The sequence below is a fragment of the Microbacterium proteolyticum genome, from assembly GCF_014192415.1.
Taxonomy (GTDB): domain Bacteria; phylum Actinomycetota; class Actinomycetes; order Actinomycetales; family Microbacteriaceae; genus Microbacterium; species Microbacterium proteolyticum.
In genome coordinates this window covers 1,244,793-1,270,271 of sequence record NZ_JACHXY010000001.1, presented here as the reverse complement: position 1 = coordinate 1,270,271, position 25,479 = coordinate 1,244,793, and the positions used below count along the sequence as shown (strand labels likewise).

The following is a 25,479-nucleotide window of genomic DNA, read 5'->3' as shown; positions in this document are numbered from 1 at the left end:
ACCGACTGCTTGAGTGGGCGCGACGCGATGAGGGAGGTCGACATGAAGGTCATGCTCGTGATGTGGTCCGACGGGAGCTACGAGGGTGGTGACGCCGAAGAGGACTACGCCGCCTGGATGCGGTACGAGGAGTCGTTGCGCACCGACGGCGTCCTGAGCGACACGGCGCAGTTCGCCGAGGTCGAGCACGCCCGCGCGGTGGTGACCTCGATCTCGCGGCATCCGGATGCCGAGCCCCAGCCGTCACCCGCCCTATCGGGCTACTACCTGCTCGACGTCGCCGATCTCGACGCGGCCGCCGACTACGCCCGCCGCGCGCCGCTGTACGGCACCGTCGAGGTGCGCCCGATCGTGGAGTACTGACCTCCGGCGCCGGGACTTTCCGCCCCGCTCGAGATCGCATGAGGGGACATCCTCTGTCGCCGAGGCGCTCGCCAGGCGACAGAAGGTGACCCCTTACGCGGGGTGCGGAGCGTCAGCCGAGGATCAGGGAGATGACCGTCGCGCCGCCACCCGTGAGCACGAGGGCGCCGATCACGACCCACGCGGTGATCTTGACGCGCTTCTGACGCTTGTCGCTGAACACGGTCATGTCGTCGTCATCGGTCATCGCGCGTCTCCTCTCGGCTGATTATCGGGGTTCGTGTCGAGACCCTCGTCGCGCGCCCCGAACGGAGCGCGCGGCGGGAAGCTCAGGCCATCGGCGCCGCGACGGTGGAGCCCGAGACGGGGGGCTCCGCGATCGTCGGACCGAACACCGCGGGAAGCGTCTCGTTCGAGAGGCGGTGCAGCTCCGAGACGGTCACCGTGAAGACGTCCTGGATCTCGAGTGACGCCTCGGTGCCCGGCTCGATGTCGGTCACGCCGATCCGCAGGACAGGGTAGCCCCGGCCGTCGCAGAGGCCGCGGAACTTGACGTCTTCTTCGCGGGGGACGCTGACCAGCACGCGGCCGGTCGACTCGCTGAACAGGGCGGCCGTGGCATCCACGCCGTCGCGCTCCATGAGCTCGGTGAGCCAGACGCGCGCGCCGACGCCGAAGCGCATGACGCCCTCGGCGAGAGACTGCGCGAGACCGCCCGACGACAGGTCGTGCGCGCTCGAGACGAGCGACTGGGATCCTGCGGCCTGCAGAAGCTCGGCGAGTTTGCGTTCTTTCGCGAGGTCGACCCGGGGCGGGCGGCCGCCGAGGTGATCGTGGATCGTGCCGGCCCATTGCGAGCCGTCGAGCTCGTCGGCGGTGGTGCCGAGCAGGTAGAGGTTTTCACCGGCATCTTGCCAGCCGCTCGGGATGCGCGCGGCGACGTCGTCGATGATGCCGAGGACACCCACCACCGGGGTCGGGTGGATCGGCTGGTCGCCGGTCTGGTTGTAGAACGAGACGTTGCCGCCCGTGACCGGGATACCGAGCTCGAGGCAGCCGTCGCTCAGGCCCTCCACGGCCTGGCTGAACTGCCACATGACCTCGGGGTTCTCGGGGCTGCCGAAGTTGAGGCAGTCGGTGACGGCCGTGGGAACGGCGCCCGTCACGGCGACGTTGCGGTAGGCCTCGGCGAGGGCGAGCTTCGCGCCGTTGTAGGGGTCGAGCTGGTTGTAACGGCCGTTGCAGTCGGTGGCGATCGCGAAGCCGAGCCCCGTCTCTTCGTCGACGCGGATCATGCCGGCGTCGTCGGGGAAGCTCAGCGCGGTGTTGCCCAGCACGTAGTAGTCGTACTGGTTGGTGATCCACGACGTGTCGGCGAGGTTGGGGCTCGCCACCAGGGTCGTGAACTGCTCGCGCAACACGTCGTTGTCGGTGGCGCGGGGCAGCGTCGCGGCGGTGTCGTCGTTCAGTGCGTCGATCCAGGTCGGGTACGCGACCGGGCGCTCGTAGACGGGGCCGTCGACCGCGACGGTCGAGGGGTCGACGTCGACGATGCGCTCGCCGTACCAGTCGATGACGAGGCGGCCGTCGCCGGTGACTTCGCCGAGCACGCTCGTCTCGACGTCCCACTTGCCGACGACGGCGAGGAACGCGTCGAGCTTCTCGGGCGCGACGATCGCCATCATGCGCTCCTGCGACTCCGACATGAGGATCTCTTCGGGCGTGAGCGAGGGATCGCGCAGCAGGACCTTCGACAGCTCGACCTTCATGCCGCTGTCGCCGTTGGCGGCGAGCTCGCTCGTGGCGCAGGAGATGCCCGCGGCCCCGAGGTCTTGGATGGCCTCGACGAGGTCGCCCTTGTACAGCTCGAGACAGCACTCGATGAGCACCTTCTCGGCGAAGGGGTCGCCCACCTGCACCGCGGGACGCTTGGTGGGTCCGCCGTCGGCGAAGGTGTCGGAGGCCAGGATCGAGGCGCCGCCGATGCCGTCGCCGCCCGTGCGGGCACCGAACAGAACGACCTTGTTGCCCACGCCGGTGGCGTTGGCGAGCTTGATGTCTTCGTGTCGCATGACGCCGACGGCGAGGGCGTTGACCAGCGGGTTGCCCTGGTAGACGGCATCGAACACCGTCTCGCCACCGATGTTCGGAAGACCCAGGCAGTTGCCGTAGAACGAGATTCCGCTGGTCACGCCGTGGACGACGCGGGGAGTGTCGGGGTGGTCGATCGCGCCGAAGCGCAGCTGGTCCATGACGGCGACGGGGCGCGCACCCATCGAGATGATGTCGCGGACGATGCCGCCGACGCCGGTCGCGGCGCCCTGGAAGGGCTCGATGTAGCTGGGGTGGTTGTGCGACTCGACCTTGAAGGTGACGGCCCAGCCGTCGCCCACGTCGACGACGCCCGCGTTCTGACCCATGCCCACCATGAGGCGGGTCTTCATCTCGTCGCTGACCTTCTCGCCGAACTGGCGCAGGTAGATCTTGCTCGACTTGTAGGAGCAGTGCTCGCTCCACATGACGGAGTACATCGCGAGCTCGCCGCTGGTGGGGCGTCGGCCGAGGATCTCGCGGATCTTGGCGTACTCGTCGGACTTCAGGCCGAGGGCGCCGTAAGGCTGCTCCTTCTCGGGCGTCGCGATGGCGTTCTCGACGGTGTCGGCGAGGGCCGTACGGGCGTCGGAGGGGTTCGGGGTGGTCACGCGGCTGAGCTCCAAGAATCGCAGGGGCCGGACGGGAGTCAGTCTAGTTGGGTGCGCGGGCATTGCCCGGGGCGGTGGCTCGGGGTCCGTGATCTGCGCACGCTCAGCGCGTTCGTGGCATCCGGGCCGAGGTCGGGCGGGTCACCGAGGACGCGGGTGAGCGCGGGCTTGACCTCACGCCCCATCCGGGGCAGTGTGCGGGGGGTGCCTCCTCGTGTCGTGATCGCCCCCGACAAGTTCAAGGGCACGTTGACGGCGAGCGAAGCAGCGGATGCCATGGCTCAGGCCGTCCGCGAGAGGTGGCCCGACGCGCAGCTCACCGTCGTCCCCATGGCCGACGGCGGTGACGGCACGCTCGACGCGCTCGGCGGCGCGAACAGCCGCGCCACCGTGACCGGGCCCCTGGGTCGACCGGTCGAGGCCGCCTGGCGGCTCGACGACGACGTCGCCGTGATCGAGTCGGCCGCGGCATCCGGGCTCGTGCTCGCCGGCGGAGCGGAGGGGAACGACCCGTGGGGCGCCACGAGCCGCGGCGTCGGCGAACTCGTCGCGCTCGCGGTCGACGCCGGAGCCGCCCGGATCATGGTCGGCATGGGCGGCTCGGCCACGACCGACGGCGGCCGTGGCGCGATCGAGGCGCTGGGAGACCGCGTGCCGTTCCCCCCGGGGCGGGTCGTCGCGCTGACCGACACCACGACGGTCTTCGCCGATGCCGCCCGGGTCTTCGCACCCCAGAAAGGCGCGGATGCCAGGACGGTCGAGCGGCTGACCGGACGACTGGCGAGAGATGCCGCGGACTGGGAGCGCCGGTTCGGACGCCACGTGGCGACGGTCCCGCGCACGGGTGCGGCGGGCGGCCTCTCGGGCGCGCTGTTCGCCGCGGGCGCCGAGCTGGTCGACGGTGCCGCCTGCATCGCCGACACCCTCCGGCTCGAGGCGGAGATCGAGACGGCCGACCTGGTGCTCACGGGCGAGGGCACGTTCGATGCCACGACCTCGGCAGGGAAGGCGCCGGGGTACGTGATCGCGCTCGCCGCGGCGCACGGCGTGCCGGCAGTGGTGGTCGCGGGCGTCGCCGCCGCCGAGGCGGGAGACGCCGGCATCGTGTCGCTGACCGAGGTCGTCGGCGCCGCCCGCGCGTGGCGCGACCCCGCCACCGCCGTGCGTCTCGCGACGGCGGTGGCGCTGGCCGGCATCGGCCGCTGACTCACCCGACCGGGCGCGCGCGTTCGCCGCATCCGACCCTGCGGTCGGGTGGCCTCACACCCGCCCGACGGTGGTGATGTCCTCCAGGAACTCCGCGACGGCTTCAGGCGACACCGTCGCCCGCGTCCGGGCGATCGCCGCGGTGTAGTCGGACATATACGGCCCCGCGGGGTCGGGCGCACCGGCATCCACAGCCGACTCCAGGGCCGACTGCGAGGCCTGCCGGGCCGCGAACTCGACGTCCGCAGGCGAGAATCCCTCGCTCATCGCCACGAGATCGGCGATGTCGATGTCGACCGCGCTCTCGGGCACGTAGCGCTGCCAGATCGCCGTGCGCGCCTGCTCGTCGGGGAGGCCGATGGGGATGACGTAGTCGAACCGGCCGTGGCGCAGGAACGCGGCATCCAGGGAGCGGATGAAGTTGGTCGCGCAGATGAGGATGCGCCCGGGTTGCTCTCGGAAGGCCGGGATGATCTTCAACAGCTCGTTGGTGACGCCCTGCGTCGGCGACGGGGGCTCGCCCTGGCGATGCGAGGCGATCTCCTCCACCTCGTCGATGAAGACGACGGCGTGCTCGAGCTCGGCGATCGCGGCGAAGGTGGACCGCAGGGCCCCGGCCAGCCCCTCGGGCGCACCCGCGAGTCGGGAGGGGAACACCTCGACGAACGACCACTCAAGACGCGACGCGATCGCCTTCGCGAACGTCGTCTTGCCGGTCCCGGGCGGACCGAACAGCACGATCGCGCGTGGCGGCACCACCCCGAAGCGGTCGGCGAGCTCGGTATGGGCCAGGGGCATGACCACGCGGCGCTCGAGCAGGTTCTTCTCGGCGGTCATCCCGCCCACGGCATCCCACAGTCCCCGCGGGAGGACGCGGCCACCGAGTTCGGCGAGCAACTTCAACTCCTCGCGCTGGACCGGGATGTGGCGCTCGAAATACCGCAGGTCGTGAAGGGGTGCGAAGCCCTGCGAGAGGAGGGCGTCGACCGGGGTCTCGCCCGTGGGAACGAGGGCCGAGAGCTTGCTGATGCCGTGCGGCGCCATGCGCGCTTCGAGCGCGCCGAGCAGCGCCGCGCCCAGTCCGCTGGCACGCAGGTGCTCCGTCGTGGCGAGGAACACCACCCAGCCCTGCGCGTGGGCTGCGCGGCCGACGGCCGCCCCCACCACCCGCTCGCCCGACACCGCGACGACCGCGACGTCTTTCGCGCAGGAGGCGAGGACCTCGGAGAGGCTGTACACCGGTTCGGTGCCGTCGGCGGTGACCGTCTCCCAGAGGCGGAGGATGTCGTCGACGTCGTCGTCGTGGTAGTCGCGGATACGCCACGCGGCCATGTTCATGTCCCTTCGATCGGTCGGTGCTCGACTCTCCGGGATCGGCCGTGACGGTCCGGGTGCCGAGCGCGCCGGCATCGATCGGGGTGCTCGTCGACAACGGACGCCGAGGCCGCGATGGCGGGGTGCGCGCATCGCGGACCTCTGCTCGGGATCACCGTAGCGTCCCCCCGCCACCCGAGGCCACCACGGCGTCGCCCGCCGACTCGATCGCGGCGGATCAGGCGGTCTTGGCGATGCGCACCCGGATGTCCTTCATCAGCGGCTGGTCGCTCTGGCGGCTGTAGTCGTCGGGTCCGAGCAGCACGTTCATCTCGGGGAAGTACCCGGCGGCGCTGCCGCGCGGGGTGTCGTACTGCAGCGCACGGAAGGCCGTGACGCTGCGCACCGAGCCGTCGCGCGAGGTGGCGACGATGTCGACCAGGTCGCCCTCGGCGATGCCGCGCTCCTTCATGTCGCGCCGGTTCATGAACACCAACTCGCGGATGTTGCGCACACCCCGGTAGCGGTCGTCGGCCGAGTAGATCGTGGTGTTCCACTGGTCGTGCGAGCGCATGGTCTGCAGCACCAGCACGTCGGCCTCTTCGGGGATGACGTTCGGCAGCTCGGCATCCGAGAACTCCGCCCTGCCCGACGGCGTTTGGAAGTCGCGCTCGCGGGCGGGCTGCGGAACACGGAATCCGTAATGCTGGCGAACGAGCTCGTTGAAGCCCTCGAAACCGGGCAGGACCTTCGCCATGGTGTCGCGGATGCGGTCGTAGTCGCCGACGTACCACTCCCACGGCGTGGCCGATTCGGGCATCGTCGCGCGGGCGATGCGCGCGATGATCTCGGGCTCACTGAGCAGGTGCGGCGATGCCGGCTTGCGGGAGCCGAGCGACAGCATGACCGAACTCATGGCATCCTCGGTCGAAATCGACTGGGGTCCGGCCTCCTGCACGTCGCGTTCGGTGCGCCCGAGGCACGGAAGGATCAGCGCCTCTTTGCCGTGGGTGAGGTGGCTGCGGTTGAGCTTGGTGCTGACGTGCGCGGTCAGCTCGCAGCGGCCCATGCCCTCGGCGGTGAGCGTGGTGTCGGGAGCGGCTCGCACGAAGTTGCCGCCCATGCCGAGGAACACCTTGAGGTCGCCACGGTGCAGCGCCGCCACCGTGTGCACGGTGTCGAGCCCGGGCTCGCGGGGCGAGGTGATGCCGCAGACCTCGTCGAGCTTCGCGAGCCAGGTCGAGGTGGGCTTGTGGTTGATGCCGCACGTGCGGTTGCCCTGCACGTTGCTGTGGCCGCGGACCGGTGAGGGACCCGTGCCCTTCCGCCCCACGTTCCCCCGCAACAGCAGCAGGTTGACGATCTCGCGCACGGTGTCGACACCGTGCTGGTGCTGGCTCACGCCGAGGCACCAGCTGATGACGCAGCGCTCGGATGCGAGGTACACGGCGGCGGCTGCGCGGATCTCGGCCTCGGTGAGACCGGCCTGCTCGACCAGCTTCGGCCACGGGGTGGCCTCGACCATCGTGCGGTACTCGTCGAGACCCGTCGTGTACTCGTCGAGGAAAGCCCGGTCGAGGGCGGTCGGATCGGTCTCCGACGCCTCGAACACGACCTTCGCCATGCCGCGCACGAGCGCGAGGTCGCCGCCCGGGCGCACCTGCAGGTTCATCGTGCTGGTCGGGGTGCTGTGGAACGTCGCCATGTCGAGGATCTCGTGCGGAACGATCGTTCGAGTGCCCGCCACCTCGCGCAGAGGATTGACGTGCACGACCTGCGCGCCCCGGTCGATGGCCTCGGCGAGGCTCGTGAGCATGCGCGGGGCGTTCGAGGCGGCGTTGACGCCCAGCACGAACAGCGCGTCGCACGACGCCCAGTCCTCGAGGTCGGCGGTGCCCTTGCCCGTGGCGAGGGATGCCGTCAGCCCGCGGCCCGAGCCCTCGTGGCACATGTTCGAGCAGTCGGGGAGGTTGTTCGTCCCGAGCTCGCGGGCGAACAGCTGGTAGAGGAACGATGCCTCGTTGCTGAGGCGACCAGAGGTGTAGAACGCCGCCTGGTCGGGGGAATCGAGCGCCGTGAGATGGCGCGCGATCATGCGGAAGGCGTCGTTCCACGAGATCGGCACGTAGTGGTCGGTCTCGGCGTCGTACGCCATCGGACCGACGAGGCGCCCGGCGTCTTCGAGCTCGAAGTCGCTCCACTGCGATAGCTCCGTCACCGAGTGCTCGGCGAAGAACTCCTTGCCGACCCGCTTGTGCGTCATCTCCCACGTGACGTGCTTGATGCCGTTCTCGCAGATGTCGAGGGCGACGCCCTTGTCGTCGGGCCACGCGCAGCCGGGGCAGTCGAACCCGCTCTTCGGGTGGTTCATCGTGAACATCGCCTTGGTGCCGGCGACGGGTTGCCGCTGTTCGAGCAGCACCTTTCCGACGGTCACGGCGGCGCCCCACCCGGCGGCGGGGTGCTCGTAGGCACCCGTGCTCGACCACTCCCCGTCGACCTGCGGCCCGAGGCCTCCCTGACGTGGCTTCTCGGTCATCAGTCCAAAGGACTCACCCATGTCGACCCTCCGGTGGTCATGACGCCGCGCTCGTGGCATCCGGTCGTCAGCGTACGCTCGCGGTCTCGTGCTCCGCGGGGGTTGTGGACGGCGCGACGATGCGATCCGCCCGTGTGTACAGATTCATGCTCGTGCCGCGGACGAAGGCGGCCAACGTCAGGCCCGCCCGCTCGGCGAGCTCGATCGCCAGCGACGACGGCGCCGACACCGCGGAGAGCACGGGTATGCCGGCCATCACGGCCTTCTGCACGAGCTCGAAGCTCACGCGGCCCGAGACCTGCAGCACGGTTCCCCGCAGGGGGAGTCGGTCGTTCAGCAGCGCCCACCCCACCACCTTGTCGACGGCGTTGTGGCGACCCACGTCTTCGCGGGCGACGAGCAGCTCCCCGGTCGCGACGTCGAAGAGGGCGGCGCCGTGCAGCCCCCCGGTCTTGTCGAAGGTCTTCTGCTCTTCGCGCAGGCGATCGGGGAAGGACGCGACCTGGTGAGCCGACACCTGGATGCCGTCGGAGGCCACGTCGTAGGAGGACACCTTCTCCACAGCGTCGATGGATGCCGTGCCGCACACCCCGCACGAGCTCGTCGTGTAGAAGGACCGGGTGATGTCGGTGGAGGGAAGGGCGACCCCCGGTGCGAGCGTGAGGTCGAGCACGTTGTAGGTGTTGCCGTCGGCACCGCCCGTGCCCGGGCCCCCGCAGTGGATCGCGCGGGCGAACTGGTCGCCGCGGCTAATCACGCCCTCCGACACGAGGAAGCCGGCGGCCAGCTCCACATCGTGCCCGGGGGTGCGCATGGTCACCGACAGGGGCGAACCCGCGACGCGGATCTCGAGCGGTTCCTCCACCGCGATGGCATCCGGTCGCTGGCGGTTCACGCCCTCGAGGGTGATGCGCGTGACGCGCCGCGAGGTGGTGAGGCGACCCATGTCAGCGGCGGTGCACGGAAGGGGAGGAGGGCATGGGGGAAGCGTACGCCCGGGGGTGGGGGAGGAGGCGTGTACGGCCATCCTTATTCGTCCGAATACAGATCTCGCAAGATTTTTCAAGCGCGGCGTGACGTTTACCCGACCCGGTACGTCTTAGTCATGTAGGTCGGAACACCTACCCCGGAGCTTCCGGGTCACGAACTCTGAAAGGCACCGACATGGCTGAGAACGTCTCCACCACCCCTGCCGCGCAGAACGTCCCGCAGGCGGCGTCGCGCGTGAACCGTCCCCTGGGCGCCCGCGGTCAGGACGCCCACACCGAGGGCAAGACCACGATCGCGGAGGGTGTCGTCGCCAAGGTCGCCGGTATCGCCGCTCGCGAGGTCGCCGGTGTGTACGCGCTGGGTGGCGGCGGAGCCCGTGCCCTCGGTGCGATCCGAGACGCGATCAACGCGACCGATCTGACGCAGGGCGTCAAGGTCGAGGTCGGCGAGACCCAGGCCGCCGCCGACATCACCATCGTCGTCGAGTACGGCGCTCCCATCCAGGAGGTCGCCGACCAGGTGCGCGGCCGCGTCGCCGGTGCCATCAACCGTCTCGTGGGCCTCGAGGTCGTCGAGGTCAACGTCGATGTGAACGACGTCCACATCCCGGGCGACGACAACAACGACGACGACAGCAACGAAAAGCGCGTCCAGTGACCGCCACGACGAAGGGCGCCCTGGTCGGGCTCGTCCTGGCCCTCAGTGCCCTGATCTTCGGATTCTGGGGATTCATCCTCGTCGTCCTCTTCATGGCGATCGGCGTCGTCGTCGCCCGCGTCACGGCGGGTGAACTCGACTTCGGCAACATCGTCAACGCCTTCAAGGGTCGGAGCACATCGTGACCACCGTCACCGCTTCCCCCGGGGCCGGCAACCGCACGGTTGCCGGCCCCGGCCTCCCCGCCGGCCGCGTGCACATCGCGGACCGCGTGCTGCAGAAGACGGCTGAACGGGCCGCCGCCGACGTGATCGGAGTGGATGCCAAGAACGTCCACGTCGAGATCGTCTCGGCCCGCGACACCGCCGCGGTGCGTGTGACCTCGCCGTTCCCGGTACCGCGTCTCGACGACACCGAGGCCGTGCGCCGCGCGACCCCCGTGCTCGAAGCGGCCCGCGCGGCCCAGAGCGAACTGCGTTCGCGCTTGACCCGGCTGTTCGGCCGCGAGATCTCGCGCGTCGACCTGACCATCTCGGGCGCCTCCGCCCCCCAGCGAAAGCGAGTGCTGTGATGACTGACGCCGTGCTCCGCACCGTCGTGCGCCGCGAGACCCACTCGCCCCGCACCGTGGCCATGCTCGTCGTGGTCGTCCTGCTCCTGCTCGTCCTGGCGTACGCCGCGGTCGAGATCATCCTGAACCTCGTCGGCGCGCAGCCGCTGCTGGTCGCCCCCGGCGAAGCTCTGAATGCCGTCGTCGCAGCTCCCACGGCCCTGATGCCCGTCGCGTTCATCGTCGGCGGCGTCGTGCTGGCCGTCCTCGGCCTGCTCGTGCTCATCCTGGCCCTCAAGCCCGGCCGACTCTCGCGCCACGAGATGGAGTGGGGAGAGCGCGCCGTCGTCGTCGATAACGGCGTCGTGGCATCCGCCATCGCCCAGCACCTCAGCAACGAGTCCGGCATCGCGCGCGACGACATCGTGGTGGGCGTCGCCCACCGCTCGGTCGACGTCACCGTGCGTCCGCCGGTCGGCATCCCGGTCGACGAGGCGCAGCTGCGCCACATCGTCGACGAGGAGATCGCCGCCTACAAGTTGACGCCCGCCGTGCGCTCCCACGTGCGCGTCGAGCGTCCTGACACCAAGGAGTCCCGATGAATGCGACGCGTCGCGGTCTGAACCGCTTCGTCCTCTTCCTGTTCGCCGTCGTGCTGCTGGCCGCGGGCGCCCTCGCGCTCGCCGTGGGCCTCCTGCCCGGTGGGACCGACACCTGGACGTCCGTCATGGGCGGTTTCCAGGGATGGCTCGAGTCGCTCGGACGCGAGTCCGCCGGCTGGGGTGCCGTCGCCGCCTTCGTGGTGCTGGCGATCATCCTCATCGTCATCGCGTCGTCGGCCGTCCGCGGTCGTCGTCACGCGCCCCTGCAGTCCACCGGCAGCGCAGGCGCCGAGGGCCGCATCACGGTCTCCGACGGCTTCGCCTCGGAGGCGCTGAAGAACGCCCTCGCCGAGCGCGACGAGATCCTGTCCTCCCGCGTCACTGCGGGCGAGATTAACCGGGAGTCGGTGCTGCACGTCGCCGTCACCCCGCGCCAGAACACCTCACCCCGCCAGGTCGCCGAGCACGTGGACACCCTCGTCACCAACCTCGCCGCCCTTACCGGACAGAACCTCCGCGCCTACATCTCCATCCACACCGGGCTCCGCGCCAAACTCGCGCGCGACAACACCCGCGTGCATTGACACCCCACGAGGAGACGTCATGACAACCACCGACCTTCCCGCTCTGGACGATGCGGCAGGCCTCGCCGCGACGGCTGCGCGTGCCGTCCCGGGCGTGCACGCGCTCGGCAGCCTGCTGGGCCGTGCGTCCGACGCCGTGCGTGAGCGCGTCGGCCTCACCAGCGTCGTCCCCGGCGTGAAGATCGACACGGATCGCGCCGACTCGGTCACCGCGACCGTTTCGCTCGTCGTCGACTATCCGCACAAGCTGCACGAGGTCTCCGACGCCGTGCGCACCGCGGTTCGCAGCGCTCTCACGCCCCTCGGGCGCGGCACCGTCGACGTGAACGTCGTGGTGACCGGCGTGTTCGGCCCGTTCGACCGCGACGTCGTCGACGAGGCGGAGGAGCGGGCGGATGCCGTCGCGGCCCGCGCTCGTGATGCCGCGGGAGCCGCGAAGGAGAAGACGGATGCCGCAGTGGCCCGTGCCTCGGTGGCGGTCGACGACATGAAGGCGAAGTCGAAGGACGTCGCGGCCGGCGCCTCGGCTGCGATGGACGACGCGGTGGCGCGGTCGAAAGACCTTGCGGCCAGTGCGTCGGAGACCGTCGACGTCGCCCTGTCGAAGACGAAGGACGTCGCCGCGGGTGCGGCCGCCGCCGTCGACGAGACGGTGAAGGCGGCCCGCGAACGTGTCGCCGCCGCCGACTCCCGGGCGGACATCGACGCGGCGGATCGCGTGACGGAGGGCCTCGAGCCCGCACACCCCGCGACGGACGTGCCCGCCGATGACCGTGGGGACGTGCGCGATGTGGTCGCCGAGGCTCTCGAGGACGCCGCGGTCGACATCGCGATCGCCGCCGACGAGGTGCGCACCGACGACAAGACGCCGGCGGTGGACAGCGTGCAGTCGGTCGTGGAAGACGACCGTCCTCGCCCCTGACCTGTCATACACGAGAGGGCGCCTCCGCTTCGGCGGGGGCGCCCTTCGTCCGTCACCGCCCTCGTCCGATGCCGAGGTCGGCCTCGAATGCCTCATCCGAGCGTGCTTCGCACCCGAGAGGGGCAGGCGGATGCGGGCGCCTCACCGTCATGCGGGAGGCGCGTCGACGCCGGTGTGTCGCTCGCGCGGAGCGTGTGCCGCGAGGAACTCGTACATCTCCGTCACGTCGACGCCGGGGAAGGCGCCGGTCGGCAGGGTGGCGAGAAGGGTCCGGGGTGTCCGCACGTTCGGCCACGCCTGGCCACGCCACGCCGCCTCGAGCTCGGCGGGGGCGCGGCGGCAGCACGCCTCGACGGCGTGCCGCGAGACGCCGCGGTTGGGGGTGTCGCGCCCGCGGAACCATCGGGTGTCGTCGAAGCGCACGCCCACGCTCACCGAGTGCGCCCCCTCGCTCGACTGCTCGACGCGTGCCGTGCACCAGTACGTGCCGTTGCCGGTGTCGGTGTACTGGTAGTAGGGGTTGAACAGATCGTCTTCATCGAAGACGACGCGGCTCGTCCAGCGCCGGCAGCACATCTGCCCCTCGATCGACCCGAGGCGATCCGTGGGGAAATTCACGTCGTCGTTCTCGTACGCCTTCGTGATCGTGCCCGATTCGTGCACCTTGAGGAAGTGCACGGGGATGCCGAGATGAACGGTGGCGAGATTGGTGAAGCGGTGCGCAGCGGTCTCGTACGACACCGAGTACGCGTCTCGGAGGTCCTCGATGCTGATCGTGCGGCGCTCCTTCGCCTCTCGCAGGACCGGCACGACGTGCGCCTCGGGCATCAGCAGCGCCCCGGTGAGGTAGTTCGTCTCGACGCGCTGCCGAAGGAACTCGTCGTAGCTCGTCGGCTCGCCGTGACCGAGCACCCGGCTCGACAACGCCTGCAGCACCGCCGCCCGCGGGTCGCCCTTCGCGACCTTCGTCGACAGGTAGAGCCGGCCGTTCTTCACGTCCGCGATGCTGCGCGTCGACGACGGCAGGTCGGGCACGTAGTGCAGAGAGAGGCCGAGGTGGGCGGCGATGTCGCTCGCCCCGCGCTGAGTGAGCGGCCCTCCCGGGTGATCGATGCTGTCGAGGATCTCGGATGCCACCCGCTCGAGTTCCGGGAAATGATTGTCCTGCGTGCGCATCAGACGGCGCAGGGCGACGTTCGCGCGACGGGCCTCCTCGGGCGTCGCCGAGCGTTCCTCGCGTAGGCGCTCGATCTCGGCCCGGAGCGCGAGCATCGCTGCGAGCACCTCGTCCGGTACCGATCGCCCGACACGGAACGGGGCGATGCCGAGCGCCTGGAACGTCGGGCCGCGCATCGCGCGCTCCACGGACAGCTCGAGCGTGGCGCGGGGGTCGAGGGGTTCGGTATCCAGGATCTGATCGAGTCTGCACTCCAGCGCCCGCGCGATCGCCTGCAGCAAAGTGAGCTTGGCCTCGCGCCGGCCGTTCTCGATCATCGAGATCTGGCTCGGCGCCCGGCCGACGGCGCCGGCGAGGTCGTCGAGCGTCATTCCGCGCGCGGTGCGCAACTGCCGGACGCGCCGGCCGATGGTGAGGGTGTCCACCTCGTCATCGTCGGGCGGAAGCGATGCCGAGGGGAACGAGACGCCGGTGTCCATACGTCAGGTTCTCACGGAAACAGAAGATCGACCGATCTTCACCCGTCGGACGCCGTTGCGAGCCCTCGATCTTCGCTCAGGGTGGTGGTCACGGGGCACCGACGCCCCGGCATCCGAAGGAGAAGTCATGACGATCCAGGCCACCACCGCCGCCCCGCCCCTGCGCGCCGGAGATCAGACCGAGACCGCCGACGAGCTCCGTGCCGCCTGGGACACCGACCCCCGCTGGGACGGCATCGAGCGGACGTTCTCGGCCGACGACGTCATCCGGCTGCGTGGCACCGTCCGCGAAGAGGCGACTCTCGCCCGTCGCGGCGCCGAGAACCTCTGGAACCTGCTGCACACCGAGGAGTACGTCCGCGCACTCGGCGCCTACACCGGCGGTCAGGCCGTTCAGCAGGTGCGAGCCGGCCTGAAGGCCATCTACCTCAGCGGCTGGCAAGTCGCCGCCGACGGCAATCTCGCGGGGCAGACCTACCCCGACCAGAGTCTGTACCCGGCCAACTCCGTACCCGCCGTCGTCCGCCGCATCAACAATGCGCTGCTGCGCCAGGATCAGATCGAGCGCGCCGAGGGCGAGGTCAGCCGGGATTGGCTCGCGCCGATCGTCGCCGACGCCGAGGCCGGGTTCGGCGGACCGCTGAACGCCTACGAACTCGCGCAGTCGCTCATCCAGTCGGGAGCCGCCGGCATCCACTGGGAGGACCAGCTCGCCAGCGAGAAGAAGTGCGGCCACCTCGGCGGCAAGGTGCTCGTGCCGATCCAGCAGCACATCCGCACCCTCAACGCCGCCCGTCTCGCGGCCGACGTCGCGGGAGTCCCGACGGTGATCATCGCCCGTACCGACGCTCTCGCCGCCGACCTGCTCACCAGTGATGTCGACGAGCGCGACGCGCCCTTCCTCATCGGGGAGCGGACGACCGAAGGCTTCTACCGGGTACGTCCGGGGCTGGATGCCGTCATCGCCCGCGGTCTCGCCTTCGCACCCCACGCCGACCTGCTGTGGGTCGAGACCGGCGAGCCCGACATCGAGCTGGCCCGTGCGTTCGCCGAGGCCGTTCACGCCCGCTACCCCGGCAAGATGCTCGCGTACAACTGCTCGCCGAGCTTCAACTGGAAGCGTCATCTCGACGATGCGCAGATCGCGACGTTCCAGGCCGACCTGGCCGCCATGGGCTACGCCTTCCAGTTCATCACCCTGGCCGGCTTCCACGCCGTCAACCACTCGATGTTCTCCCTCGCCCGCGGCTACGCCGAGCGCGCCATGAGCGCCTACGTCGAGCTGCAGGAGAACGAGTTCGCCGCCGAAGTCGACGGGTACACCGCCACGCGCCACCAGCGCGAAGCGGGTACCGGCTACTTCGACGTCGTCTCGACCGCGCTCAACCCCGACAGCGCCACCCTCGCCCTGGCGGGCTCCACCGAGACCGCGCAGTTCCACTGACCCCTCGTTCCGAGTGTCCGAGACACCCGGACCGCTTCGAAATCCGTCCGCGTTCCTCGGACGCTCGGCATCCCCCTCGCGTCGCGCGAGCGGCGGGTGCCGACCCCGACACAGAGAGCCACGACCATGACCCTTCTCACTTCTCCGCCACCCACCACCGAAGAATCACGGATGCCGCAGACCCCGGCATCCATCCCGCATCTGCATCTCGAGCGGCCGCTGCGGGGCCGCGACGCCGAGATCCTGACTCCCGCCGCCATCGGTTTCCTCACCGATCTGCACGACCACTTCGCTCGGCAGCGGCACGACCGGCTCGCCGCGCGCCTGCGGCGCCGATACGACGTGGGAATGGGCGCCGATCCCGACTTCCGCGCCGACACCGCGCACATCCGCGACAGCCCGTCGTGGCGCGTGGCCGGGGCGGGCCCCGGGCTGGAAGACCGCCGCGTCGAGATCACCGGTCCGACCGACCCGAAGATGACGATCAACGCGCTGAACTCCGGGGCTCAGGTGTGGCTGGCCGACCAGGAGGATGCCACCTCGCCCACCTGGAGCAACGTCATCGGCGGGCAGCTCTCGCTGTACGACGCGATCCGCGGGCACCTGTCGTTCACCAGCGCCGAGGGCAAGCGGTACGAGGTCACCGCAGAGCGCACCCCGACCATCGTGATGAGGCCGCGCGGGTGGCACCTGCCCGAGAAGCACCTGACGTTCACCGATCGCTCGGGCCGTCGGCTGCCGGCATCCGGATCCCTCGTCGACTACGGGCTCTACGTCTTCCACAACGCGCACGCCCTCATCGCGGCGGGGCGCGGGCCGTACTTCTACCTGCCCAAGATCGAATCGGCCGAAGAGGCGCGGCTCTGGGACAACGTGTTCTCGTTCACCGAGAGAAGCCTGGGCCTGGCCCACGGGACGATCCGCGCGACGGTGCTGATCGAGACGCTGCCGGCCGCATTCGAGATGGAGGAGATCCTCTTCGCCCTCCGGGACCACTGTGCGGGCCTGAATGCCGGACGGTGGGACTACATCTTCTCGATCATCAAGACGTATCGGGGTCGCGGCGCGCGCTTCGTCCTGCCGGATCGGAGCGAGGTGACGATGACGGTTCCGTTCATGCGGGCCTACACCGAGCTGCTCGTGCAGACCTGCCACAAGCGGGGCGCCTATGCGATCGGCGGCATGAGCGCGTTCATTCCCAACCGTCGCCACCCCGAGGTGACCACGGCCGCTTTCGAGAAGGTCGCCGCCGACAAGCGACGCGAGGCGAACGACGGCTTCGACGGGACGTGGGTGGCCCATCCCGACCTCATCCCCGTCGCGCGTGCCGAGTTCGACGCCGTGCTCGGTGACGCGCCCCACCAGCTCGCGCGCACGCGCGAGGACGTGTCCGTCACGCCCGACGACCTGCTCGACCTGCGCATCGGCCGACCGATCACCGCGGCGGGCGTGCACGCGAACGTCTCGGTGGCGATCCGTTACATCGAGGCGTGGCTGCGGGGTATCGGGGCCGTCGCCATCGACGACCTGATGGAGGATGCGGCGACGGCCGAGATCGCACGGTCGCAGATCTGGCAGTGGATCCAACAGGACCGCTCGACCGAGGAGGGCATCGCCATCACCCGCGCGTTCGTCGAAGAAAGCGTGCAGAACCTCTTGAGCACGGTGCAGCGCTTCGACGGCGACCGCTTCGCTGACGCCGTCGAGATCTTCCGCGTGACGGCGCTGCGCGAGGAGTTCCCCGCGTTCCTCACGCTGCCGGCCTACTCGTCGTACCTCGACTGATCGCCCACGGTCGCGCCCCTCCCGCCCCCAGCGGGAGGGGCGCGTCCGCGGAGAGCCCGAGGTCAGAGCGCGTGCAGGTACCGCCGCGTCATCCACGCCTGCACGAGGCGCCCGAGCGGCGCGCCGACGCGCGTGAACCAGCGGCCCGGTCGCGAGAAAGCCGCGATCTCGAACACGACCTGGTCCGACGGCTCGAGGGTGAGCGTGAACCGCTCCTCCCCGCGCTCGGGGTGACCCGGGAGAGTGCCGTAGGCGAACCCCGCCGAGGTCGGGGTGCGCTCGGCCCAGACGACCAGACACGGGATGCGGATGCTCAGGATGCCGAACCCCAACCGCATCGTCACGCGGGTGCCGGTGCGCATCGGCGTCTCCGACAGCTCGACCCGTGCACCCGCCCGGCGCTGCACCTCTCCCGCCAGCAGAGCGTCGGCGGCTCGCTCGAAGAGCTCACGACCGCGTCCGATCACGCGCCGCTGCCGGACGTGGTGATAGCCGGGCGGCAGCTCGCCGGCGGTCGCGCCGATCTCGTCGTAGGTCAGGCCGTCCATCTTCCGACGGTATCCGGCACGGGGTGCGGCGTGCCGGGGTTGCGGCGGCGGCGCGCGTGAGGTGCGGCCGCGGCGAGGGGAGGAGATCCGGCGGAGGGAGGATGTCGCACCGCTCCCGGGTCCTCCGCTCGCCTTTGTTCCTCCGCTCGGCACCGTGCGGGGGCGCGAGATCCGCCCGGCCCCGCCTCAGCCCGCGCGCCAGACGCCCCATCGCGAGCTCCGTCGATGTCGGAGGGACTGCGACGACGGTCGCACGATCGGGATCCGAAACGCGCCACCCGCTTACGCTGACTGCATGCCCCTCTCATGCAGCGGATCGACCGCGTGATCGACGTCGCCGAGCACCTCGGCACGGTCCTCGCGCAGGTCGTTCCCTTCGCCCCCGAGTCGCGCGCGGTGGCGTCGGCGCGCGGACGAGTGCTGCGGCATCCGGTCCACGCCGACGTCGACGTCCCGGGCTTCGACTGCTCCGCGATGGACGGCTTCGCCGTGCGCGACGCCGATGTCGCGGTGGTCCCCGCGACCCTGCGTGTGATCGCCGACCTGCCCGCCGGCACCGAGCTCGATCCGAGGATGGATGCCGGGCAAGCCGCACGCATCATGACGGGGGCGCCCGTACCGAGCGACGCCACCACCGTGGTCCCGTTCGAGGACACCGCGCGCGGGCTCGCCGGCGGGCTCGACGCGGTCACGATCGTCGCGGCCCCGCGCGGACCGGGAGCCCACGTCCGGCGCCGCGGCTCCGACGTGCGGAAGGGAGCGCTCGTCGTCGACGCCGCGGTGCGCCTCACCGCCGCCCGGCTCGGGGCGATCGCGGCCGCGGGCGTCGGCACGGTCTCGGTGTCGCGAGCGCCGCGGGTCGCCGTCGTCTCGACGGGCTCGGAGTTGCAGCCCGCCGGCGACGCGCTCCGGCGCGGGCAGATCCCCGAGTCCAATAGCGTGCTGCTGGCCGGGTTGGCCGAAGAGGCCGGTGCCGAGGTCGTGCTGCGCACCAGCGTGGGCGACGAGGGGGAAGGACCCCGCCACGCCATCGCCGCCGCCGAAGCTGCCGGAGCCGACGTCGTGGTGTTCTCGGGAGGGGTCAGCGCCGGCGCGTACGAGGTCGTGAAGAACACCCTCGGCGACCTCATGCGCTTCGAGAGCGTGCGCATGCAGCCCGGCAAGCCGCAGGGGTTCGGGCGCACCCCCGGCGGCATCCTGCTGTTCGGCCTCCCGGGCAACCCGGTGAGCGCGGCGGTGTCGTTCGAGCTGTTCGTGCGCCCGGCGCTCCGGGCATTGGAGGGAGACGCCGACCTCGGCGGCGAGGCGGTGCGCGTCGCCCTCACCGTCGGTCGCCGCGCCCGGCCGGAACGCGTGCAGTACGTGCCGGTGCGCGTCGACCGCAGCGACCCCGCCCGATGGACCGCCACGCCGACGGCGCACGGCACGCGGGGTCTCGGCGACGCCGAGGGGCTCGCCGTCATCCCGCCCCGCGCGCACGACCTGGTCGCCGGAGACCTCGTGACGGTGACCCTGTGGTGAGCGTCGGGGCGATCCTCCTGGCCGGCGGACGTGGGTCGCGGGTGGACGGGGCGGTGAAGCCGTTGTTCGAGGTGAACGGAACGACCCTGCTGCAGAGGGCGGTCGACGCCGCCCGCTCGGGTGGCGCGGACCGCGTCGTCGTCGCCGCGCCCGTGCTCGACGAGCAGCTCGACGTCGTCTGGGTGCGCGAGGATCCTCCCTTCGGAGGCCCGGTCGCGGGGATCGTCGCGGCCCTCCCGGAGGTGGATGCCGACGAGGTCTACGTCATCGCGTGCGATCTGCCGACTGCGGATGCCGCGGTGGTCCTGCTCTCCGCTCCCCTCTCGGCCGGGGTCGACGGCGCGTGCCTCGACGACGGGCGCCGCCAGTGGCTGATCGGCCGGTACCGCACCGCGTCGCTGCGGGCAGCGGCATCCGCTCTGCCCGACCGCGGACGCGATGCGTCGATGCGTGCCCTGCTCGGGGGGCTGGCCGTGACCTCGGTGTCGGTGGATCCAGCCATGACGCACGACGTCGACACGTGGGACGATCTCACGAAGGCCCGAGGAGGAGTCATGACAGAATCCCGCACCCTGCCGCCCGAGGCGCTCAACGACTGGAGCGAGGCGCTCGCCGAGCGCTTCGGTCTGGCCGAGGGCGATATCCCCATCGCGCTGATCCTCGACCTCGCGCGCGACGTGGCGAACGGCGTCGCCCGCCCGGCGGCTCCGCTGAGCGCGTTCGTCGCGGGGCTCGTGGCCGGGCGTTCGGGCGGATCACCGGCCGACACCGAGGCCGCGGTCGCGGCAGTGGTCGAGATGGCGAAGGGGTGGGAGAACCGCTGACCCTCCGGGCGCGTGAGGCGCCCGACCGCCTGCCGGCGTTCGTCGAGGTCGGCGAGGCCGGGTCCGCGATCCGAGTACTAGCGCCCGACGTATTCACCTCGTGGCCGCAGCCGCATCGCCTGTTCGCCGTACTCCGCCTCGATGTGCGCGATCCAGCCCGCCAGGCGCCCCACGACGAAGATCGTGCTCGCCGCATCGTCGGGCAGTCGGGCCCCCGACACCAGGGCCGCCAGCGCCAGGTCGACGTTGGGCCGCAGACGCGTGCGGGCGGCGACGGTGTCGCTGAGTCGGCGCACGGCATCCATCGTCCCCTCCCCGTCGGGGAGCGCCCGCAGCAGGGGGAACAGAGCCTCGGCGCGATCGTCGACACCGGCGTAGAGGGGGTGCCCGAAGCCCGGGATGCCGTTGCCCTCCTGCAGCGCCTCGGTCAACGCCCGCTCGGGCTCGAGGCCCCGTCGCACCCGCATGAGCAGGCGGGCGGTCCGCGTCGCCGCCGAGATGTGCAGCGGGGAGTCGGCCGCTCCCAGGGCGGCGCTGACCGCGGCGTATCCGTCGGCGCGAGCGGACGCGGCCACCCGTGCGGCGAAGGTCGACACCGCGAGGTCGTGATCGATGAGCAGGATCAGAGCGGCGTTCACGGCGGCGTCGACGGAGGTCGGCACTCCCCACCTGCTCACGAGGGAGCGGGCGATGTCAACGTGCGGGTCGCCGCCCAGGGCGACGGGCAGGCCCGTGAGCAGCGTCCAGCCGATGCGGTGCAGGGTCGCTCGTGACGGTTCGTATCGCAGCGGATCGTCGGCGGCGAAGCCGGTGAGAGCGGCGCGCAGCCGATCCATGGCGCCGGCATGCGGGGGAAGGGCCGCCACCATCTCGCGTGCGCTGCCGATGGCGGGGTCGGGGGCGTCGAGGCGCTCGGCGGCCCACAGCCACGCGACGACGTCGGCGAACGGCTGGTCGATGAGATCGCGGGCCCGCCGGCCGCGGAACAGCAGCTCGCCGTCTTCGATGTCGGCGATGTCGGTCTGCACGACGCCGAGCGGCGAACCGGTGGTCGGGTGCGACGGCGTCCGCACCGTGATGCGACGGCGGCTCGTCGCGAACGCCTCGACGTCGAGCGCATCGAACGTCGAGCCGCGCGCGTCGCGCTCACGCGGCAGGAGGCCGCGCGACACATAGGCGTACAGCGTCTCGGGCTTGACCCCGAGGCGGGCGGCGGCTTGCGCGGCGGTGAGGCGGGGGAGAGGGGATGCCATCTTGATCCGATCAACGTTGACGCTGTTGCGGTCATGTTTGCACACTGGCCGAATGAGCGACCTGATCGATGTGCCCCGCGGCTTGAACGGCGTCGTGGCGGCCGAGACCACCATCAGCGACGTCGACGGAGACGCGGGTTCCTACCGGTACCGCGGCCACTCGGCCACCGACCTGGCCCGCACGAGGACGTTCGAGGAGGTGTGGCACCTGCTCGTCGTCGGCGACCTCCCCGACGTCGACCGTGCCGCCGCCTTCGCCGGGCGCATCGCCGCCGCCCGATCCGACCCCTGGATGCCGGAGCTCATCGCCGCGGTCACGGCTCGCACCGACCAGCCGCTCGCCGGCCTCCGCGCGGTGTGGACGCTTGCGGCATCCGTCCGCCGTTCGCCCGCCCTGTACGACCTCGACGAAGCCGGCCGGCTCGACGAGGCGATCGCCTTCGCCGCACTGGCGCCGCTCTCGCTGGCGCCGGCCGGCGACCCGGTCTTCCGCGACACCGCCGTCGACGACCGAGGGAGCTTCCCGCCCGCTACGAGCGCGCCTCCGGGCCTCGTCGCCGACTACCTCCGCCGTGTCACAGGCCGCGTCCCCGACGACGCCCACGTTCGCGCGCTGTCGGCGTACCTGATCGCGGCGATGGACCACGGCTTCAACGCCTCGACGTTCACGGCCCGGGTCATCGCCTCGACGGGGGCCGACATGGCATCCTGTCTCTCCGGTGCGCTCGGAGCCCTGTCCGGACCGCTGCACGGAGGCGCCCCCGCCCGCGCGCTCGACAGCCTCGACGCCGCCGGCGACGACCCCGGCGCGTGGATCGCGGGCGAGCTCTCCGCGGGACGGCGGCTGATGGGGTTCGGGCACGCGGTCTACCGCACGGCCGATCCGCGTTCGGAGCTGCTGCGCGAGGTCGCGCAGCGCCTCGGCGGACCGCGAGTGGCGCAGGCGTTGGCGTTCCAGCGGGCGGCGGAGCGCCAACTCGCGCGGCGGCGACCCGAGCGGCCCTTGCACGCCAACGTCGAGTTCTACGCCGCCGTGGTGATGGAGCAGTGCGGCATCCCGTCCACGATGTTCACGCCCACCTTCGCGCTCGCCCGCACGATCGGCTGGACGGCGCACGTGCTCGAGCAGGCGCGGGATCCGAAGATCATCCGACCGTCGGCGCGCTACGTCGGGCCGGTGTTCGCGGGGTGAGGCCGGTGTTCGCGGGGTGAGGCCGGCGTTCGCGGGGTGAGACCGGTGTTCGCGGGGTGAGACCGGTGTTCGCGGGGTGAGACCGGCGCGGTACCTGAGTCCGTGCCGCGCGTCAGTTCAGCAGTTCGAGCCCGCTGAAGAAGCCGATCGAGATCGACAACAGTGCCGCCGCGACCCCGGCGATGAATCCCGCGGCGGCGAGTTCGCGGGCCATCCGGGCATTCAGGCTCAGGATGCCGAACAGCAACGACACCCCCGCCAGCACCCACATGCCGATCTGGATGGCGGCCAGGTTGTCGAGGTCGGAGATGGTGCTGGCGGTCACGACGAACAGGTACCACGCGATCACGACGATCCCCGAGATCAGCGCGATGACCGAGGCCACGCGCAGGTCGCCCTTCGGCGTCGTCGGCGGGGGTGGCTCGTCGCGCGGCGGAACGTCGGTCGCCGGTTCAAGCGAATCGGGGAGATCGTCGTCTGCCATGTCCCGATCCTCCCAGGTCGCGCGCGCGAGCGAGGGTGCATTGTCGGAGGGATGCCGATGTGCACCGCCTGTTCGCCCGTCCATGTCTTCCGGCGGCATAGGCTCCTCCCGATGAGAACCGTGGGAGTCGACCTCGCCGCCGGAGCCCCGGGGACCGCCCTCGCCGAGATCGTCTGGGCCGACGGCGCAGCGATGCTGACGAGGCTGGAGGTCGGCATCGAGGACGCCGACATCGTGGCATCCGTCGCCGCCGGTGACGCGTGGCTGGGCGTGGACTGTCCGCTCGGGTGGCCCGACGCCTTCGTGGACTTCGTACGCTCGCATCACGGCGCCGGAGAGCCGGAACTCGGGCCCGTGGAGGGTCACGCCGAGTGGCGCCGACCGCTCGTCTATCGACACACCGACCATGTCGTGCGCGAGCGCATCGGGCGATGGCCGCTGAGCGTGTCGACCGACCGGCTCGGGGTGACCGCGCTGCGGGGCGCAGGCATGCTGCGACGGCTCGCCGAGGCGGGCGTGGGGGTCGACCGCGCCGCCGAGGGGCGCCTGTTCGAGGTCTACCCCGGAGGATCGCTGCGCCTCTGGGGCTTCGACACCACGGGATATCGAGTGGATGCCGATCGGCGGGCGATCCTTCTCGACGCCCTCCGCGAGCGCGCGCCGTGGTTCGACGTCGGCGGTTTCGCACCGCTCGCGATCCGCAAAGCGGACGCGTTCGACGCCGTCATCGCGGCCCTCGCCACGCGCGTGGGAGCACTCGGCCTGTTCGCGCTGCCGGCCCCCGAGGTGCTCGCCGTCGCGAGACGGGAGGGGTGGGTCGTGCTCCCGGACGGTCCCCTGGAGGGGTTGATCACCGGCGCGTGAGCGCGCGGCGCGACGACGTCGGCGCGGTCGCTCAGACGAGAACCGAAGGCTTCATACACGGCCCCGCCGTGCGCGTGCGGCGAACGCGTCCACGGCATCCAGGATCTCGGATGCCTGCCAGATGCGGTTGCGGCTTCCGCCGCCGACCTGGGTCAGCACTCCTGCTGCGGAGAGCTTGTTGATCGCCGTACCCGCGGCGACCGTGCTGATGTCGAGGGCGGAAGCGACCGACGCCACGGTCACGACCGGCTTCGCCGGCAGGAGTTCCATCAGGCGGTGCGCGGATGAGTCCGACCTGGTCTTGAGAACCGCACTCCATCTGCCGCGGACGCCGATGAGGTCGGCGGCGAGGCGACGACCGTTCGAGATCGCGGAGAAGCTCGCTTCGGTGATGGCGTGGACGATCGCATCCACATCCCCGGCGCGGTAATCGGTGAGGGCCTGGAAGTAGGCCCGCGGATCGCGCAGCAGCCCCGCGGACACGGGGACAGTCAGGTTGCGGGTGAGTCCGCCGCGGTGGAGCAGGGCATGGATGAGGGCGCGGCCTGTGCGGCCGTTGCCGTCGGGGAACGGATGGATGGTCTCGAACTGCGCGTGCGCGATCGCCGCCTGTGCGAGCAGGGGAACGTCGGTACGGTCGACGAAGTCCATCAGATCCCGCATCAACTCCGGCACGCGTTCGTGGTGAGGCGGAATGAACTCCGCATCGTGGGGCGAGATCGCGCCTCCTCCGATCCACACCTGCTCCGTGCGCCAGCCCCCGACGAACCCCGGGGCGGTATCCCGGAGGAGTGCCACCTGTATGGCGACGATCGCGTCTTCGTTTAGGTCGGTGCTGAGCGCTATCGCGGCATCCATCGCGCGTGTGTTCGCGACGATCAGCCGTGCATTCTCGGATCGCGCGGCACCGATCTCGGCGAGGGCCACCTGTCGTGCTCCCGCCGTCAGGTTCTCCACTTCGGAGCTCGAGGCGGACTCGGTGTGGAGCAGGCGCTCGCGTCCGAGCACGTCGGGGAGGGCGTGGGAGATCCGCGCGTCGTCGATGGTTCGTGCCACATTCATCGATGAATGTCAATATTGATTACTATCGATTCATGACCGCGTTGCCGCTCCTGCCGTCCGCCGCCTGCTGCGTGTCCAGCGAGGGTGCCGCGATGTCGGTCGCCGACGCCGAAGGGCTCGCCGCGCGACTGAAGGCTCTCGGTGATCCGACGCGGCTGCGCCTGTTGTCGATCGTCGCGGGCGCGGCGGAGCAGGAGGCCTGCGTGTGCGACCTGACCGAGTCGGTCGGGCTGTCACAGCCCACGGTGTCGCACCACCTCAAGGTGCTGACCGAGGCGGGGTTCCTCACGCGCTCGAAGCGCGGAACGTGGGCGTACTACCGGCTCGTGCCGGGCGCTCTGGATGCCGTGGCCGGGGCGCTGCGCATCGACGCCTGAGGCGGCGCGGTGCGAACACCGCCCGCACAGCTCCTGCGTC

25 protein-coding genes are annotated in these 25,479 nt (G+C 70.9%); 15 read left to right on the top strand and 10 right to left on the bottom strand.

Annotated elements, in window-relative coordinates:
* The first annotated feature begins 42 nt into the window (after window positions 1–42).
* Window positions 43–363: a YciI family protein gene (locus tag FHS07_RS05800; RefSeq protein WP_183418890.1), complete on the top strand. Its 321-nt coding sequence runs from the start codon at window positions 43–45 to the stop codon at window positions 361–363.
* A gap of 112 nt (window positions 364–475) precedes the next feature.
* Here the strand turns inward: FHS07_RS05800 and FHS07_RS16650 are convergent, their stop codons facing one another.
* Window positions 476–610: a hypothetical protein gene (locus FHS07_RS16650; protein ID WP_281369379.1), complete on the bottom strand. Its 135-nt coding sequence runs from the start codon at window positions 608–610 to the stop codon at window positions 476–478.
* 82 nt (window positions 611–692) lie between these two features.
* Window positions 693–3,065 carry a phosphoribosylformylglycinamidine synthase subunit PurL gene (gene purL, locus FHS07_RS05795; RefSeq protein WP_183418889.1) on the bottom strand — a complete coding sequence of 791 codons (2,373 nt, stop codon included), beginning with the start codon at window positions 3,063–3,065 and terminating at the stop codon, window positions 693–695.
* Between the two features lie 204 nt (window positions 3,066–3,269).
* Here purL and FHS07_RS05790 point away from each other — a divergent pair, with 204 nt between their 5' ends.
* Complete coding sequence (locus FHS07_RS05790; RefSeq protein ID WP_183418888.1) at window positions 3,270–4,271, top strand: glycerate kinase; 1,002 nt, start codon at window positions 3,270–3,272, stop codon at window positions 4,269–4,271.
* Between the two features lie 54 nt (window positions 4,272–4,325).
* Here FHS07_RS05790 and FHS07_RS05785 read toward each other — a convergent pair whose 3' ends face one another.
* The 3 genes from FHS07_RS05785 to fdhD form a co-directional block, all read right to left on the bottom strand.
* On the bottom strand, window positions 4,326–5,603 hold the full coding sequence (locus tag FHS07_RS05785) for an ATP-binding protein (protein WP_183418887.1): 1,278 nt from the start codon (window positions 5,601–5,603) through the stop codon (window positions 4,326–4,328).
* 220 nt (window positions 5,604–5,823) lie between these two features.
* Window positions 5,824–8,124: an FdhF/YdeP family oxidoreductase gene (locus FHS07_RS05780; protein WP_246383123.1), complete on the bottom strand. Its 2,301-nt coding sequence runs from the start codon at window positions 8,122–8,124 to the stop codon at window positions 5,824–5,826.
* Between the two features lie 67 nt (window positions 8,125–8,191).
* On the bottom strand, window positions 8,192–9,070 hold the full coding sequence (gene fdhD / locus FHS07_RS05775) for a formate dehydrogenase accessory sulfurtransferase FdhD (RefSeq protein ID WP_183418885.1): 879 nt from the start codon (window positions 9,068–9,070) through the stop codon (window positions 8,192–8,194).
* A 218-nt stretch (window positions 9,071–9,288) separates the two neighbouring features.
* Here fdhD and FHS07_RS05770 point away from each other — a divergent pair, with 218 nt between their 5' ends.
* Genes FHS07_RS05770 through FHS07_RS05745 form a run of 6 tightly spaced genes read left to right on the top strand, consistent with a single transcriptional unit; the run spans window position 9,289 to window position 12,429 of the window.
* Window positions 9,289–9,771, top strand: coding sequence for an Asp23/Gls24 family envelope stress response protein (locus FHS07_RS05770; protein ID WP_183418884.1), 483 nt, complete (start codon window positions 9,289–9,291; stop codon window positions 9,769–9,771).
* A complete protein-coding gene (locus FHS07_RS05765) occupies window positions 9,768–9,956 on the top strand; it encodes a DUF2273 domain-containing protein (protein ID WP_183418883.1) in 189 nt (62 codons plus the stop codon). Before FHS07_RS05770 ends, FHS07_RS05765 begins: the two co-directional genes overlap by 4 nt.
* Complete coding sequence (locus tag FHS07_RS05760) at window positions 9,953–10,342, top strand: Asp23/Gls24 family envelope stress response protein (protein WP_221189130.1); 390 nt, start codon at window positions 9,953–9,955, stop codon at window positions 10,340–10,342. Before FHS07_RS05765 ends, FHS07_RS05760 begins: the two co-directional genes overlap by 4 nt.
* Window positions 10,342–10,923: a DUF6286 domain-containing protein gene (locus FHS07_RS05755; protein WP_183418882.1), complete on the top strand. Its 582-nt coding sequence runs from the start codon at window positions 10,342–10,344 to the stop codon at window positions 10,921–10,923. The genes FHS07_RS05760 and FHS07_RS05755 overlap by 1 nt, the downstream gene beginning before the upstream one ends.
* Window positions 10,920–11,507: a hypothetical protein gene (locus FHS07_RS05750; RefSeq protein ID WP_183418881.1), complete on the top strand. Its 588-nt coding sequence runs from the start codon at window positions 10,920–10,922 to the stop codon at window positions 11,505–11,507. Before FHS07_RS05755 ends, FHS07_RS05750 begins: the two co-directional genes overlap by 4 nt.
* A 19-nt stretch (window positions 11,508–11,526) precedes the next feature.
* Entirely contained in the window at window positions 11,527–12,429 is a 903-nt protein-coding gene (locus FHS07_RS05745; RefSeq protein ID WP_183418880.1) for an Asp23/Gls24 family envelope stress response protein, read from the top strand.
* A gap of 147 nt (window positions 12,430–12,576) precedes the next feature.
* Here the strand turns inward: FHS07_RS05745 and FHS07_RS05740 are convergent, their stop codons facing one another.
* Complete coding sequence (locus FHS07_RS05740; protein WP_221189129.1) at window positions 12,577–14,085, bottom strand: helix-turn-helix transcriptional regulator; 1,509 nt, start codon at window positions 14,083–14,085, stop codon at window positions 12,577–12,579.
* 127 nt (window positions 14,086–14,212) lie between these two features.
* On the opposite strand from FHS07_RS05740, the gene aceA reads away from it, so the two are divergent.
* Complete coding sequence (gene aceA / locus FHS07_RS05735; RefSeq protein WP_183418879.1) at window positions 14,213–15,529, top strand: isocitrate lyase; 1,317 nt, start codon at window positions 14,213–14,215, stop codon at window positions 15,527–15,529.
* Between the two features lie 171 nt (window positions 15,530–15,700).
* Window positions 15,701–17,314, top strand: coding sequence for a malate synthase A (gene aceB, locus FHS07_RS05730; protein WP_246383121.1), 1,614 nt, complete (start codon window positions 15,701–15,703; stop codon window positions 17,312–17,314).
* Between the two features lie 62 nt (window positions 17,315–17,376).
* On the opposite strand, the gene FHS07_RS05725 is transcribed toward aceB, so the two are convergent.
* Entirely contained in the window at window positions 17,377–17,862 is a 486-nt protein-coding gene (locus FHS07_RS05725; RefSeq protein WP_183418877.1) for a DUF1990 domain-containing protein, read from the bottom strand.
* Between the two features lie 306 nt (window positions 17,863–18,168).
* Here FHS07_RS05725 and FHS07_RS05720 point away from each other — a divergent pair, with 306 nt between their 5' ends.
* Complete coding sequence (locus tag FHS07_RS05720; RefSeq protein WP_221189128.1) at window positions 18,169–19,383, top strand: molybdopterin molybdotransferase MoeA; 1,215 nt, start codon at window positions 18,169–18,171, stop codon at window positions 19,381–19,383.
* Window positions 19,377–20,207, top strand: coding sequence for an NTP transferase domain-containing protein (locus FHS07_RS16440; RefSeq protein ID WP_343054617.1), 831 nt, complete (start codon window positions 19,377–19,379; stop codon window positions 20,205–20,207). The genes FHS07_RS05720 and FHS07_RS16440 overlap by 7 nt, the downstream gene beginning before the upstream one ends.
* Window positions 20,208–20,284: 77 nt before the next feature.
* Here the strand turns inward: FHS07_RS16440 and FHS07_RS05710 are convergent, their stop codons facing one another.
* The gene (locus tag FHS07_RS05710) at window positions 20,285–21,460 is read right to left on the bottom strand and encodes a citrate synthase (RefSeq protein WP_183418876.1); all 1,176 of its coding nucleotides are present in this window, start codon (window positions 21,458–21,460) and stop codon (window positions 20,285–20,287) included.
* Window positions 21,461–21,512: 52 nt separating this feature from the next.
* On the opposite strand from FHS07_RS05710, the gene FHS07_RS05705 reads away from it, so the two are divergent.
* Entirely contained in the window at window positions 21,513–22,652 is a 1,140-nt protein-coding gene (locus tag FHS07_RS05705) for a citrate synthase (protein WP_183418875.1), read from the top strand.
* 112 nt (window positions 22,653–22,764) lie between these two features.
* Here FHS07_RS05705 and FHS07_RS05700 read toward each other — a convergent pair whose 3' ends face one another.
* Window positions 22,765–23,136: a hypothetical protein gene (locus FHS07_RS05700; protein ID WP_183418874.1), complete on the bottom strand. Its 372-nt coding sequence runs from the start codon at window positions 23,134–23,136 to the stop codon at window positions 22,765–22,767.
* Between the two features lie 111 nt (window positions 23,137–23,247).
* On the opposite strand from FHS07_RS05700, the gene FHS07_RS05695 reads away from it, so the two are divergent.
* Window positions 23,248–24,000 (top strand): DUF429 domain-containing protein, encoded by a 753-nt coding sequence (locus FHS07_RS05695; RefSeq protein WP_183418873.1) that lies wholly within the window; start codon window positions 23,248–23,250, stop codon window positions 23,998–24,000.
* A gap of 51 nt (window positions 24,001–24,051) precedes the next feature.
* Here FHS07_RS05695 and FHS07_RS05690 read toward each other — a convergent pair whose 3' ends face one another.
* Window positions 24,052–25,062 carry a Fic family protein gene (locus tag FHS07_RS05690; RefSeq protein WP_183418872.1) on the bottom strand — a complete coding sequence of 337 codons (1,011 nt, stop codon included), beginning with the start codon at window positions 25,060–25,062 and terminating at the stop codon, window positions 24,052–24,054.
* 32 nt (window positions 25,063–25,094) lie between these two features.
* On the opposite strand from FHS07_RS05690, the gene FHS07_RS05685 reads away from it, so the two are divergent.
* Window positions 25,095–25,439 (top strand): ArsR/SmtB family transcription factor, encoded by a 345-nt coding sequence (locus FHS07_RS05685; protein WP_183418871.1) that lies wholly within the window; start codon window positions 25,095–25,097, stop codon window positions 25,437–25,439.
* Window positions 25,440–25,479 lie beyond the last annotated feature (40 nt).

Excerpts from the sequence above, each read along its gene's own strand:
- FHS07_RS05800 (WP_183418890.1), top strand. The coding sequence starts at position 43 with ATGAAGGTCATGCTCGTGATGTGGTCCGACGGGAGCTACGAGGGTGGT.
- FHS07_RS16650 (WP_281369379.1), bottom strand. The coding sequence starts at position 610 with ATGACCGATGACGACGACATGACCGTGTTCAGCGACAAGCGTCAGAAG.
- FHS07_RS05785 (WP_183418887.1), bottom strand. The coding sequence starts at position 5,603 with ATGGCCGCGTGGCGTATCCGCGACTACCACGACGACGACGTCGACGAC.
- FHS07_RS05780 (WP_246383123.1), bottom strand. The coding sequence starts at position 8,124 with ATGACCGAGAAGCCACGTCAGGGAGGCCTCGGGCCGCAGGTCGACGGG.
- fdhD (WP_183418885.1), bottom strand. The coding sequence starts at position 9,070 with ATGGGTCGCCTCACCACCTCGCGGCGCGTCACGCGCATCACCCTCGAG.
- FHS07_RS05770 (WP_183418884.1), top strand. The coding sequence starts at position 9,289 with ATGGCTGAGAACGTCTCCACCACCCCTGCCGCGCAGAACGTCCCGCAG.
- FHS07_RS05755 (WP_183418882.1), top strand. The coding sequence starts at position 10,342 with ATGACTGACGCCGTGCTCCGCACCGTCGTGCGCCGCGAGACCCACTCG.
- FHS07_RS05750 (WP_183418881.1), top strand. The coding sequence starts at position 10,920 with ATGAATGCGACGCGTCGCGGTCTGAACCGCTTCGTCCTCTTCCTGTTC.
- FHS07_RS05745 (WP_183418880.1), top strand. The coding sequence starts at position 11,527 with ATGACAACCACCGACCTTCCCGCTCTGGACGATGCGGCAGGCCTCGCC.
- FHS07_RS05740 (WP_221189129.1), bottom strand. The coding sequence starts at position 14,085 with ATGGACACCGGCGTCTCGTTCCCCTCGGCATCGCTTCCGCCCGACGAT.
- aceA (WP_183418879.1), top strand. The coding sequence starts at position 14,213 with ATGACGATCCAGGCCACCACCGCCGCCCCGCCCCTGCGCGCCGGAGAT.
- aceB (WP_246383121.1), top strand. The coding sequence starts at position 15,701 with ATGCCGCAGACCCCGGCATCCATCCCGCATCTGCATCTCGAGCGGCCG.
- FHS07_RS05725 (WP_183418877.1), bottom strand. The coding sequence starts at position 17,862 with ATGGACGGCCTGACCTACGACGAGATCGGCGCGACCGCCGGCGAGCTG.
- FHS07_RS05720 (WP_221189128.1), top strand. The coding sequence starts at position 18,169 with ATGCAGCGGATCGACCGCGTGATCGACGTCGCCGAGCACCTCGGCACG.
- FHS07_RS05710 (WP_183418876.1), bottom strand. The coding sequence starts at position 21,460 with ATGGCATCCCCTCTCCCCCGCCTCACCGCCGCGCAAGCCGCCGCCCGC.
- FHS07_RS05705 (WP_183418875.1), top strand. The coding sequence starts at position 21,513 with ATGAGCGACCTGATCGATGTGCCCCGCGGCTTGAACGGCGTCGTGGCG.
- FHS07_RS05700 (WP_183418874.1), bottom strand. The coding sequence starts at position 23,136 with ATGGCAGACGACGATCTCCCCGATTCGCTTGAACCGGCGACCGACGTT.
- FHS07_RS05695 (WP_183418873.1), top strand. The coding sequence starts at position 23,248 with ATGAGAACCGTGGGAGTCGACCTCGCCGCCGGAGCCCCGGGGACCGCC.
- FHS07_RS05690 (WP_183418872.1), bottom strand. The coding sequence starts at position 25,062 with ATGAATGTGGCACGAACCATCGACGACGCGCGGATCTCCCACGCCCTC.
- FHS07_RS05685 (WP_183418871.1), top strand. The coding sequence starts at position 25,095 with ATGACCGCGTTGCCGCTCCTGCCGTCCGCCGCCTGCTGCGTGTCCAGC.